The sequence below is a fragment of the Rheinheimera tilapiae genome (assembly GCF_042432165.1).
In the GTDB taxonomy this organism is placed as follows: domain Bacteria; phylum Pseudomonadota; class Gammaproteobacteria; order Enterobacterales; family Alteromonadaceae; genus Pararheinheimera; species Pararheinheimera tilapiae.
The window spans coordinates 1,824,913-1,837,004 of sequence record NZ_JBHLXP010000001.1 but is presented as its reverse complement, the minus strand read 5'-3'; the positions used below and the strand labels follow the sequence as shown (position 1 = coordinate 1,837,004).

Genomic DNA, 12,092 nt, shown 5'->3' with positions numbered 1-12,092 from the left:
GCCACAGCATCGTCTGCCACGTTTGTTGATCAAACAGGCGATTCGCTTCAGCAGCTATTGTGGCGCAGTCAGTCAGAAGTTAAAGGCCGGTCTGATGCGACTCGGTTGTCCTGAAGAAAAAGCGGTCGTGTTGCCAAATGGCGTGGACCAGCAACAGTTTAAACCGGACGCACAGCCCCAGCAGGCATTAAAAAACGAGTTAGGGCTTGGTAGCGCCTATACGCTGCTGATGGTTGGCAATCTTGTTTCATTAAAGGGCCATGCTCTTGTGTTGTCGGCATTAGTTGAGTTACCCGACGTGCACTTATTGATTGTTGGTAGTGGTCCGGAACTGTCGGCGTTGCAGCAACAAAGCGCAGCGCTCGGGTTGACCGATCGGGTGCAATTTTTCGGCAACAGGCCGCAGCACGAATTATGTCGGTTTTACTCCACAGCCGATGCCCTGGTATTGATGTCCAGCAGCGAAGGCTGGCCCAATGTGATCCTCGAAGCGATGTCCTGTGGCTCGGCTGTGATCTCAACCCGGGTTGGCTCAGCAGAAGAAATGTTGCACAGTGATGAAGTCGGGTTGTTATTAGCAGAGCGCAGTAGCGCAGCCCTGACCGATGCGGTGAAACAATGCCAGCAACGCCGTTTCGACCGGGACCAGATCCGCGCTCACGCCAGCGGATTTAGCTGGCAACAAACGGCAGAGCAACTTAATCTGCTTTATCAGCAAACGATGGCGGGAGACCCGGTCCGTGGATAGTCTGTTTTTTCTGATTTCGCTGGTATCGGTGTTGCTCCTTTGCCTGTACGCGTTGAAGCAGGACCAATAAGCCATGCGTGATTTGTTTCTGTTATGTTTTCTGCCAGTCGCTATCTATTTCATTTTCCGCCGGCCTTTTATTGGCGTGGCTTTGTCTGCCTGGACCTCTATTTTTGCGCCGCATACCTGGGTATGGGGTTTTGGTACTAGTCTGCGCGTCAATCTGGTGATCACGGCTGTAACTGTGCTGTCGTTTATCATCAACAAACGGGAAGGCAAAGGCGCATTTACCAGTGCCAGTATCTGGATGCTGGTGTTATTCGTCTGGGGTACTCTGGCTACCATGTTTACCGAGGGCATTTCTACGGTGGCCTGGTTCGAATGGGACGTGTTCTGGAAGATTATCTTTTTGTTTTTTATGGTCACTATGGTCATCAACACGCGGCACAGAGTGGAAGTTGTGCTGTGGGCGGTGGCTATTGCCGGCAGTCTGATTGGCTGCAACGAAGGGTTAAAATATATTATTTCCGGCGCTGGCCATATTATTGTTGGTCCACCCGGCACCCGGATCGGCGATCGAAACGACTTAGCGCTGGCGCTGAATATGCTGCTACCGGTGTGTTTCTTTCTCTATAACAGCACCAAACATCAACTGCTGAAAAAGATCATGCTTGGCGTCATTATCGCCAATATCGTCTGTATTATCGGGTCATTCTCGCGCGGTGGATTTATCGGGCTTTGTATCGTGGCGTTTTTCTACTTCCTCAAAGGAAAGAACAAAATCCTAATCCTTACCGGTAGTCTGGTTGTGGCTGCAGCCCTGCCATCACTGATGCCGCAAAGCTGGTTTGATCGGATGAATACCATTGAAACCGCCACCGAAGATATGTCGTTTATAGGCCGGGTACAAGCTTGGAAACAAGCGGTATTGATGGCCAACGATCATCCGGTGTTTGGTGGTGGTTTTAAAGCCGGCCAGAACACCTATCTTTGGCGATTGTATGAACCGGAATTTGAGAAATTCGACCACATAGTACAAACCTCCCACGTCAGCTTTCCTTTTGCCAAGGCTGCGCACAGTATCTATTTTCAGGTATTAGGCGATTTGGGTTATTGTGGCCTGTTCATCTACCTGATGTTGCTGCTGACGGCTTATCGGCATCTGGGCTATGCAGCAAGTCACGCCGGCGAAGACGAATGGCTACGCAACGTCGCCAATAGCCTGAAGGTTTCGATGATCGTCTTTGGCGTCAGTGGTGCGTTGCTCAGTCAGCCCTACTTCGATTTAACTTTTGTCGTGATTGGATTGTCAGTAGTGCTGTGCACTATGGCACGAAAACGAGTTTCAGCAACTGCCAACGCCGGAGCTGCTGTTGCGCCGGTATTGCAGACATTGTCAGGGAAGTCATAGGCTGTGATGTTAAAGCCCAATAAAGTGCAGCATGAATGCAGTAACCCCGCAGGCAGCAATTGCAGCTTCGCTGTGCTGAATTATCACCGGGTCATGCCCATTCATACCTTCTGGAACGAACAGGTACTGGATGTTGGTGTGTTTGAACAACAACTGCAGCAGTTAAAACGTTTTTTCCGCGTGTTGTCAATGGAACAGGCGTTGCAACTAGCGGCAGCAGGCAAAGTGCCAACCAATGCCGTCGTGATTACTATCGATGATGGATTTGCCGATTGTTATGACCACATCTTTCCGTTGCTGCAACGCTATCAGTTACCGGCCACGTTTTTTATCAGCACACAAGGCTTACAACAGGGTTACTTGTGGGAAAACCAAATTGCCAACGCAATTTTGCAAGCCCCCGTTGAAATCACCATGCTAAAGCTGCAAGACCGAAATTTTGCGAGCAACGGTAAAACCGAACGCCATCAAAGTATTGTCGCCATTACCGACCTGATTAAATATCACCCGATGGCACAACGAAACCAATTGATCGCGGACCTCATTGCGCAGACCGGTGTACCGCAAATGCACCACGAATTCGTCACCGCTGAGCAACTCAAGCAAATGGCCGCTGCCGGCATGACGATTGGAGCGCATACGGTCCATCATCCGATCCTGGCGCTGGAATCGGCCGAGACGGCACGCCAGGAAATTGCCCAAAGTAAAGCAATCCTGGAACAGATATTGGAGCAGCCGGTGCACTATTTTGCTTATCCGAATGGTAAATTTGCCATCGATTTTTCTGACGAGCATGTTGCTCAGGTCCGGGATAGTGGTTTTGCAGCGGCGTTTTGCACAGATTGGGGTCAGGCCCGGCCGACACAGGACTGTCGTTTCCGGCTGCGGCGTTTCACCCCTTGGGATCGCAATCCATGGTTTTTCAGTTTACGCCTGGCGTTACATATAGTGGCTGAGCGCTACAGCATCAGATTCTTAAAGGAATGGGTAGGTACACATGGCAACTAATGCAGACAACAGACAGCAGGTCAGCGCTGCAGACCGGCAGGCATGCGCAATTTTAGTGCCTCAGGCAGATTCTTTAGGCGCAGTTGCGGTAGTGCGATCACTAGGACAACACGGTTATCAGGTGCATGCGGCCTCTGCCAAACCTGGTGCCTTGGGCTGCTTGTCGGCCTTTGCCAGCTTTCAATATCAATGCCCGGCCTATGAAGATCCGGCGTACCTTAGCTGGCTGCGTAACCTGATCCAAAGTGCAAATATCCGCGCCATTATTCCGAGTGAAGGTTTTCTGTTGGCAGTGCGTGATTGTTTTGCCGAGTTCAGCCCGCTGATGGCCATCCCGCAAGATGCGGAGCTGGTGTACGGTTGTTTATCTAAAGTCTTTGTCTTTAATCAGTTTTTACAATCAGCTGATCAACAATTGCACGCTCATATCTCCCGCACCGCCGTGCTCGATAATCATAGCGACTTCGACGCCGTGGACTTTACCGGCTGGCGGCTACCGTATTTTGTCAAAGGTGACGGCTATTACGCTCGGAGCGGAGATCAGGCGCTGGTGCGTAAAGTCGGCCAGGCGCAGGACGCTCGCCAGGCGGTCAATGACGCATTTGCTCATTACCACAAAGTATTGCTGCAAGATTGCAGTCAGGGCGTCAAAGCCACTGTCAATCTGCTGATGCAGGATGGCCAAATCCTCGCGGAATCCATGGCAGTGGCCAGCCACGAAAATCCGCACACCGGCGGCCTGACGTCATTACGGGAAAGCTGGTGGTTTGAGCCTATGTATCAGGATGCGGTGCATCGCTTAAAAGCACTGCAGTGGAACGGTCCGGCGATGGTCGAATACAAATGGCACCAGCAAAGTCAGACCTTTGATTTTATTGAATTAAACTCACGTTACTGGGCGGCGCTGAATCTGGATATTCATGCCGGTATTCATTTTCCAGCGATCCAGATGGATTATTTCCTGTTTGGCGTCAAACCGGCGCAGCCGGTGCGCTTGACAACGAAGATCCGCGTACGCCACGCGTTCCCGGCTGACTTTGGTTATCTACTGTCCAAGCTCAAAGACCCGCAAGTGGCAACTCACCGCAAGCTAAAAAGCCTGCTCGGCTTTTTCCTGTATTTTCTGCACCCGATGATCAAGTCAGATTTAAATTATCCGGGTGATCGACGACTGGCGTTGCAAAACACCAAGTCTTTTCTGATGGAACTGGCACAATCATGTCTAAAAAAATTAAGCTGATATTCCTATGGCTGGCACGGACTTTAGGTGTTTTTGCCCTTTGCCATTACCTATATCGTTTTCACGTGCGGGTGTTGTGTTATCACGGTTTTGCCTATCTGGATGAGCATCAGTTCCGGCCAAAGCTTTTTATGCGACCGGACACTTTTGCTGCTCGGCTGAATTATCTGGCACGCAGCCAGTATCGGATAGTGTCGCTGGCTGACGCGCTGGCAAATCCGCAGCGTGAACGGCAACTGGTGCTGACGATGGACGATGGCTGGTCTGGCACCACTGAGCTGGTTGGTCAGATTTTGCAACAACATCAGTTCCCGCTCATGTTGTATGTCACCAGCTATTATGCCGACAAACAGATCCCGGTACTGAATGTCGCAGTGTCGTACTTATTGTGGAAAAGCCGGCAGAATAGCCTGACTCTGGCGCTGCCAGGCCAACCTGCAATCAACACGGCATTGCCGGCAGCTCAGCCTGCCGAATTAGTCAGGCAAATCTGTCAGCAACTGGATGCATTACCTGATGTCGCACAGCGCAGTGCAGCGTTATATGATCTGGCCGATCAGCTGGACGTTCGTCTGGTGCATGATGGCAAAGCGCTGTTTAGACTGCTGGATCCAACTGAACTGGTCACATTGCAACGCGCCAATGTTGAACTGCAATTACACACCCATCGCCATTGTAGTCCGCTCGACAGCACGGCTTTTGCTGATGAAATCAACCAGAACCGCGCCTGGTTAGCACAGTTCACGCCACCACAGCAGCTGGTGCATTTCTGTTATCCCAGCGGTGAGTATCAGGCCGAACATCTGCCATTATTGCAAAAAAATGGTCTGCAAACTGCAACCACCACCCGAATTGGCTTACACCAACCCGGCTCAGATCCACTGCAAATCCGCCGGGTGCTGGATGGCGAAGATGTGCATTGGCTGGAACTGGAAGCGGAGTTATCCGGTTTTAGTGCATTATTACGACGTTTGCTCGGAGTCAGTGCCTGATGGCTGCCAATTCTGTCCTGCTGATCGCTTTTGAAATGCCACCGGCCCGCAGTGCCGGCGTGCAGCGGCCCTATCGCTTTGCTGAGTATCTGCTGGAACTGGGTTGGGATCCGTATATCCTGACCGCAACAACGGATGTTTATCAGCGCTTTGACCATGATTTGCAGGTGCCGGCCGCGCTGGCTGGCCGAATTTATCGGGCAAAGGCCAGCGATATCAGTAAAAAAATTGCCATTGCTGGTCGCTCGCCCGACATCCTGGCGGTACCGGATCGTTTCTGGCCCTGGTATTTTCCCGCCGTCGAGCTTGGCAATAGCCTGATCAAAGACAAAAATATCCAGCTGTTATGGTCCACCTATCCGGTGATGACCTCGCATCTGATTGGCCGCAAACTCAGCCTGCAGCATCAGCTGCCTTGGGTCGCAGATTTTCGCGATCCGCTGCAATGTCATTACAATCCGGCCTACCAGCACTTTAATGCCATCCAGCGCTATCTGGAGCGTAAAGTGATGCAACAGGCCAGTAAAGTGGTAACGACCTGTGAAGCGGCGGCGCAGTTGTATCGCCGGATCTATCCACAGCTCCCGGCGGATAAATTCAACGTCATCGAAAACGGCTATGTGCCAACTCAATTGCCAATGTCTACCAGACCAGACAAGTTTACCTTGCTGTACAGTGGCGCTTTGTACGGCAATGGCCGTGACGTTAGCCCGCTATTTCAGGCGATCAGTGACCTGAAGCAACAAGGGGTGATCGGCGGGCATAACTTTGTGCTGAAGTTTCGTGGCAGTGCCAAAGCGGAGAAATTCGCCAGTGACTTGCAACGGTTCAGTATTAGTGAACTGGTCGAATTTTTACCGGCAGTCCCTTTCGCCGAGGCGCAAGCCGAGATGATGGGTTCTTCTGCCAATTTATTGATCCAAGACGAAATTTTCAACTTTCAGGTGCCAGGTAAATTGTACGATTATGTGCAATCGGCAAAACCATTATTAGCGATTTGCCCGCCAGATAGCGCCACTGCAGACGTATGTCGCCGCGTGCCAGATTGTCTGCGGGTCTGGCAAAGCTCTGAAATAAAAAGCGCTTTGCAACAATTAATCAGCCGGCCGCCAGCAGACACTACATCAGTGCCTGAGAGCTTCAGCCGGTTTCAGGGGGCGGTGCAACTCGCTGCATTACTGACGCAACTGTCATCTCAAACTGCACAACGGAACTGACGTGGACCAGCTTAAAAATAAAACACTGAAAGGTTTGATGTATCTTGGCATGGGCAAAGGTGCAGCCAAGCTGATTTCCTTCGTTAATACGCTGATCCTAGCCCGGTTATTAACCCCGGAAGATTACGGTCTGATGGCTATCGTGATGGTGATCGTCGGCTTTATCGGCTTTTTTAATGAAATTGGCCTAGGGGCTGCGATTAAACACCGCGCCGAGATCAGCGCACAGGAACTGAACGGTGCGTTTTGTCTGGCGGTGCTGATTAGTTCTGCCTTATATGGCGCACTGTATCTGGCCAGCCCATGGCTTGCCGGCTATTTTGGTTATGCCGAACTTGCCGGCATGCTGGCGGTGGTCAGTCTGACCTTTATTATCGGTGCGCTGTCGACAGTGCCGGATGCATTGCTGGCACGCGAGATGCGATTTAAAGTCTATGCCGGTATCGAGTTTGCGATGATCCTGTTGCAATGTGTGGTGACGCTGGTCCTAGCCTGGCTTGGCTTCAAAGCCTGGTCCTTGGTCTGGGGTTTTATCGCAGCGCAGAGCTTTCGTTCCATTTGTCTGTTTCTGAGTAGTAACTGGTTACCGAGCCGGCTTGGCGACATGCGTGCAGCCATGGGTCTGATGAAATTTGGCGCTGCGGTGACCTACTCCCGCATTACCTGGTATCTCTACAACAGCGCTAAAACGCCAATCATCACCAAAGTGCTGGGAGCCAGCGCGATGGGGGTTTATTCCATGGCGTCCACCCTAGCGACACTGCCCACACAATACATCACCAGCCTGGTGATCCAGACGTCTGTGCCCTTATTCGCCCGGATGCAAAAAGAGCCTGAACGCCTGGACAATGCCCTGCGTCGGTTAACGTCCGGCATCGCATTATTGTCGTTTCCGATTTTTCTCGGTATGGGCATGACTGCTGCGGAACTGGTGCCGGTTGTGCTTGGCGACAACTGGCTCGAAGCGGTACCGATTTTACAGGTGCTTTGTGTGATAGGTTTAGTGAAATCTGTTGACCCGCTGATCACGCAGGCATTTTTCTCGATTGGCAAACCAAGTATTACTGCGAGTTACACCACCTTGTGCGCAGTCACTATCCCACTGAGCGTGTACATTGGCGTCGTCAATGGCGGGCTGATGGGGGCGGCCTATGCACTGCTGATCTCCTATCCGTTGTCATCAGTGTATTTGTTTGTGCAGGCCCGCCGGCATCTGCATTTCTCGTTACGTCGGTATTTTAAAGCGCTGCAAACACCGCTCGAAGCGGCTTTGTTTATGTGTGCCACCGTCTGGTTGACGGCTTGGATCTGTTATCAGCAACTGCAATTGATCCCTGTCATTGTGTTACTGGTCAAAGTAGTCACCGGTATGCTGAGTTATGCTATCTATTTGATTTATGTACGTAAAGATGGTCTCAGAGACTGCCACGAGGTCTTGCTGGAGCTGGGGATTAAAGCGGAGAAACTCAACCGCTGGCCATTCAACCGGCTCGCTGACTAAACGAGCCGGTGCCGCGGGCCGGTCAATCGGGCGGCGCCTACTCTCGTTAAAGTGGTGGCAGGCGAAAGATACCGAACTGGCCACTGTGGCAATTGACCGGCGAAAACAGCAACTGCCCCGCCGGGCTGGTGCCTTGAGCAATATACAACATGCCGTATTTGCTGACGCCCGGCATCGCTCTGTACTGATAATCCTGTGCGTAGATTTGCTGCCATTCGCCTGCCGGGCTGCGATACCACAACGCACTTTGCTCGGGTGTGTCCTGCAGGCGGCCGGGTTCATAGGTCGTGGTCAGCACTGCGCCGCCATTATCCAGTGAACTGACGGCATACGCCGGATTGCCGATGGCACAGCATTGCGTCCTGCTTGCTGTGGCAAAATCCCAGCGCCAGATATAGTTAACCGCATCCGCCGGCGCATCTTTCCCGGCATCCATGCCCCACTCCATACCGGTTTCATCAAACAATAACCCGGTCGCCCGCCAGGTCTGATCGCCACCGGCAAATTTGTGTACGCTGGCAAAATTATCGTCCGTGTAATAAAACGCAGATTCTGCATCGTTATCACCAGTGGTGATCCACAGGCGTTGACGAAATGGGTCATACACAATGGCGTGGATATGCTTGATTTGCTGACGGTTGAACTGCCAGCAGACCCGGGCGGTGTTGTGCACAGGGTCAATGCATATGACCCGCACATCACGGCTGTGGTTATTCAAATATTCGCCGAAATACACCAGTCCCGTACTCGGCTCTACGGCCATGCCATTACGCAGCGGCGGCGCAAAACGCCCCAGATCACTGACCAAAGGCACCGCAGATCTGGCCTTCTCAGCAGGCTTGCACAGATAGATCCGGTCATAGACCATAACAATAGTGCCATCCGGCGTCTGCGTCAGATGACTAAGTCCAGGTGCAGGCCGCAAGCGCCGGTACAGGCTACTGCGCGCTATTTTATCTTTCAGCAGGCCAATGAAGCCGGCCTTCGCCGGTGGTAACTGACAGATTTTACGCCAGCGACTGCTGTTATAGTCAAACTGAAACACCGTATGATCACGTGAGCACAAGCAATAATCCGCTGTACTGAAGTGCACCACCATGTCGGATAGAAGTAACTGAGCCTGCAGCGCCATAGTCATTCCTTTGTGAAATGCTGTTACAGATGAATGCGTTTACGCAAAACCGGGCCCAGCTGGTTGACCAACGGCAATGGTAAACGCTGCCAGATTTGGATCACCAACTGCTTCAGCCGGCTATCGGCGATAGTACCCGCGTCAGCTTCGCTGCTGTACCAATGCAGAGGTTCTGGTTCAGCGCCCCACTGTGCCTTGAAGTTATAGGTGCCTTCGCCTGGTGTGGAGCGACCAAAGTCAAATTGTTGATAGCCATTGCTAATGGCATATTGCAGCATCTGCCAATACAGCAGCATATTGGGCGCGTGTTTCTGAAAGCGTCGGTCTGAAGAGGCCCATGGATTAACCAGCATACCGCCATAACCAAGGACAAAACCACAAGCAACCGGCTGATGCTCCGGGCTGTACACCACAAACATCTGGCTGCGTAAATCCGGTTGTTGCAACAGTGCGACAAACAACGCTTTGCTGTGTACCGGCGAGCCCAGCTCACGCATGTTATAGGTAAAGACCTGCCAGAAATCGGCCAGCAGTTCGATACCACCTTGTTTGCAGTAGAATTGCTCTTTTTCAGGTTTACGGATCTGCGATCTGAGTTTGGCTTTAAACGCTTGCATCTGCGCTTCGGCATCACTTTGTAAAGCCAATACCATCCGTACTTTTTGTTGCTGCAAATGCAGTCCGTCTGGCTGCGGCGACAACTGTTGCATCTGACGCAGGATCAGCGGCTGCCCATTCAGATGTTGTCGCAGCGCGTCCAACAGCTGCGCTGCGGCAGCTGCATCAACAGCCGCAATGCCACCACAATCACAAAATGGCAGGGATACCCAGCTCTTACCGAAGCGAAACAGCGTGACCACAGCACTATAATGGCTGGCATTGGCCTGACGCAGGGCAAAGCGCTGGGGCTGATAACCATAAGCCGCAGCAATCGCTTCACTAAAACCCCATTGCTGATAAACGCTGACCTGACTGAGTTCAGGTAACGAGGCCTGCCAAAGTTCGGCCGAGATCGACGCAGACTGCAAAAATTCCATTTGTCATTGTTTCTTAAGCTGAAGTCGGTGTAGTTTAACCTTGTATTCGCAGAGTTCAAACAGAATAGCTGCGGATAAAGATGTGCTGGTCAGCGCCATAATGGCCGGACCATCCAATTCTGACCGATGTATATGACTTATTGATGAGCAGGGATCTACCACCATTATGCTGAGTTATCTGAAAAAACAGCTGAAACAGCTGCTGAAGCACTACCAACGTGAACAATCGGCGAAAGAGCTGAAGAGCCAGGCCCCACATGTCAGTCAGCAACAGCTGACACAACAACTGCAGGCTCTTGGCGTCCAAGCTGGTGATTCGATTTTTCTGCACTCATCATTAAAAAGTCTGGGTTATGTCGAAGGCGGTCCGGCTGCGGTGATTGCAGCTTTGCAAACTGCGGTAGGTCCCGAAGGTAATATCCTGTTACCAACTTATTATTTGCCTGGTGGCACTATCGACAACACCTGCAAGCTGACGGACTATTGTTTTGACCTGCGGATCCACGGCACCCATATGGGCCGATTACCGGAAGCATTTCTCGCAACGAGCGGCGTGCAGCGCAGTCTGCACCCAACGCATTCTGTGTCGGTCTGGGGTAAAGATGCCCGCTTTCTGACGGAAGCACATCACAAAGCACCGTCGGTGTTCGGCGAAGGCTCGCCATGGCAACGCTTTGCCACGCTGCCACAGGCCAAAGTGCTGGGTCTTGGGATCAGTATGGGCCCGGTGACTTTCTACCATCTGTTAGAAGATACAATGGGTGAGCAATTTCCGTTGCCGGTCTGGCAACCAGAGTGTCTGCTGCGCTGCATTGATGATCAGGATAAAGTCTGGCAAGTGCCGGTAAGGCCTTACGACAAGACGCTGGCCGCGATGCGGATTGACCACCCTTCCCGGGGCGATTTGCAGCAATATATGAAAGATGAGCTGATAGCCTGTGGTTTGTTAGAACAGGGGCCGGTTGGCGCCGCGTCATGCTGGTTGATTGGTGCGCAGGATTTCTACCAGCAACTGGAAAAATTAGCTGGTGATGGCATCACCATTTACGCCACACCGGAGCAACTGCAGCAAAGGCCGGTCGGGCATTAATTCGACTGATTTTTCGTTATTTGTTGTTGTGCCGGACATTTGAAGCCCCCGGCACAACAACAGCACAGACTGTTAGATCCGGCCGCGTTAAGCCAGATACTGGCCGCCATTAACGGACAGCGTAGAGCCTGTGATATAGCCTGCATCTGCTGATGCCAGAAATGCCACGCAGCGCGCGATCTCTTCAGGCTGGGCCAGCCGACCCGCCGGAATATTTGGCAGAATTTTCGCACTGACGACGTCTGGTGACATAGCTTTCACCATGTCTGTCTCAACATATCCCGGGCAAACGGCATTGACCGTAATACCTTTGCTGGCATTTTCCAACGCCAACGCTTTGGTAAAGCCAATATCACCAGCTTTTGCAGCGCTGTAGTTAGTCTGACCCAGCTGACCTTTTTGACCGTTGATGGACGAAATATTTATGATGCGGCCAAAACCGCGTTCACGCATGCCTTCAATCACCGGCCGACACATATTAAACAACGAGTTCAGATTGGTGTTAATCACCGCGTGCCACTGTTCAGGCGTCATTTTATGAAACATGGTGTCGCGGGTAATGCCGGCGTTATTCACCACCACGGCGACAGGCCCGAGCTCTGCGGCCACTTGTGCCAGGCCATTACTGCAGGCCGCAAAATCACTGACATCCCATTTATAGACATGGATGCCGGTTTCATTGCTGAATTGCTCTGCAGCAGCATCATTGCTGGCAT

General features: G+C 52.0%; 11 protein-coding genes. 8 read left to right on the top strand and 3 right to left on the bottom strand.

Annotated features, from left to right (window positions below):
• The 7 genes from ACFFJP_RS07930 to ACFFJP_RS07900 all read left to right on the top strand — a co-directional run.
• Window positions 1-748, top strand: a 748-nt coding sequence (locus ACFFJP_RS07930) for a glycosyltransferase (RefSeq protein WP_377242193.1), incomplete at its 5' end; no start/stop codon positions are given.
• A 73-nt stretch (window positions 749-821) separates the two neighbouring features.
• Complete coding sequence (locus tag ACFFJP_RS07925) at window positions 822-2,159, top strand: putative O-glycosylation ligase, exosortase A system-associated (protein ID WP_377242191.1); 1,338 nt, start codon at window positions 822-824, stop codon at window positions 2,157-2,159.
• Window positions 2,160-2,165: 6 nt separating this feature from the next.
• The gene (locus ACFFJP_RS07920) at window positions 2,166-3,167 is read left to right on the top strand and encodes a polysaccharide deacetylase family protein (protein WP_377242188.1); all 1,002 of its coding nucleotides are present in this window, start codon (window positions 2,166-2,168) and stop codon (window positions 3,165-3,167) included.
• Window positions 3,157-4,407, top strand: a complete 1,251-nt coding sequence (locus tag ACFFJP_RS07915) for a hypothetical protein (protein ID WP_377242185.1) — start codon at window positions 3,157-3,159, stop codon at window positions 4,405-4,407. Before ACFFJP_RS07920 ends, ACFFJP_RS07915 begins: the two co-directional genes overlap by 11 nt.
• A complete protein-coding gene (locus tag ACFFJP_RS07910) occupies window positions 4,386-5,399 on the top strand; it encodes a polysaccharide deacetylase family protein (protein ID WP_377242183.1) in 1,014 nt (337 codons plus the stop codon). Before ACFFJP_RS07915 ends, ACFFJP_RS07910 begins: the two co-directional genes overlap by 22 nt.
• Window positions 5,399-6,616 (top strand): glycosyltransferase, encoded by a 1,218-nt coding sequence (locus ACFFJP_RS07905; protein WP_377242181.1) that lies wholly within the window; start codon window positions 5,399-5,401, stop codon window positions 6,614-6,616. The genes ACFFJP_RS07910 and ACFFJP_RS07905 overlap by 1 nt, the downstream gene beginning before the upstream one ends.
• Before the next feature lies 1 nt (window position 6,617).
• Complete coding sequence (locus ACFFJP_RS07900) at window positions 6,618-8,117, top strand: lipopolysaccharide biosynthesis protein (protein ID WP_377242179.1); 1,500 nt, start codon at window positions 6,618-6,620, stop codon at window positions 8,115-8,117.
• A gap of 46 nt (window positions 8,118-8,163) precedes the next feature.
• Here ACFFJP_RS07900 and ACFFJP_RS07895 read toward each other — a convergent pair whose 3' ends face one another.
• Entirely contained in the window at window positions 8,164-9,249 is a 1,086-nt protein-coding gene (locus ACFFJP_RS07895) for a hypothetical protein (RefSeq protein ID WP_377242177.1), read from the bottom strand.
• 23 nt (window positions 9,250-9,272) lie between these two features.
• Complete coding sequence (locus tag ACFFJP_RS07890; protein ID WP_377242175.1) at window positions 9,273-10,286, bottom strand: GNAT family N-acetyltransferase; 1,014 nt, start codon at window positions 10,284-10,286, stop codon at window positions 9,273-9,275.
• Between the two features lie 166 nt (window positions 10,287-10,452).
• On the opposite strand from ACFFJP_RS07890, the gene ACFFJP_RS07885 reads away from it, so the two are divergent.
• Complete coding sequence (locus ACFFJP_RS07885) at window positions 10,453-11,376, top strand: AAC(3) family N-acetyltransferase (protein WP_377242173.1); 924 nt, start codon at window positions 10,453-10,455, stop codon at window positions 11,374-11,376.
• A gap of 87 nt (window positions 11,377-11,463) precedes the next feature.
• Here the strand turns inward: ACFFJP_RS07885 and phbB are convergent.
• Window positions 11,464-12,092, bottom strand: a 629-nt coding sequence (phbB, locus tag ACFFJP_RS07880; RefSeq protein ID WP_377242171.1) for an acetoacetyl-CoA reductase, incomplete at its 5' end; no start/stop codon positions are given.

What these genes read in the sequence shown, in the direction of transcription:
- ACFFJP_RS07910 (WP_377242183.1), top strand. Translation starts at nt 4,386, where the DNA reads ATGTCTAAAAAAATTAAGCTGATATTCCTATGGCTGGCACGGACTTTA.
- ACFFJP_RS07915 (WP_377242185.1), top strand. Translation starts at nt 3,157, where the DNA reads ATGGCAACTAATGCAGACAACAGACAGCAGGTCAGCGCTGCAGACCGG.
- ACFFJP_RS07920 (WP_377242188.1), top strand. Translation starts at nt 2,166, where the DNA reads ATGTTAAAGCCCAATAAAGTGCAGCATGAATGCAGTAACCCCGCAGGC.
- ACFFJP_RS07885 (WP_377242173.1), top strand. Translation starts at nt 10,453, where the DNA reads ATGCTGAGTTATCTGAAAAAACAGCTGAAACAGCTGCTGAAGCACTAC.
- ACFFJP_RS07895 (WP_377242177.1), bottom strand. Translation starts at nt 9,249, where the DNA reads ATGGCGCTGCAGGCTCAGTTACTTCTATCCGACATGGTGGTGCACTTC.
- ACFFJP_RS07905 (WP_377242181.1), top strand. Translation starts at nt 5,399, where the DNA reads ATGGCTGCCAATTCTGTCCTGCTGATCGCTTTTGAAATGCCACCGGCC.
- ACFFJP_RS07925 (WP_377242191.1), top strand. Translation starts at nt 822, where the DNA reads ATGCGTGATTTGTTTCTGTTATGTTTTCTGCCAGTCGCTATCTATTTC.
- ACFFJP_RS07890 (WP_377242175.1), bottom strand. Translation starts at nt 10,286, where the DNA reads ATGGAATTTTTGCAGTCTGCGTCGATCTCGGCCGAACTTTGGCAGGCC.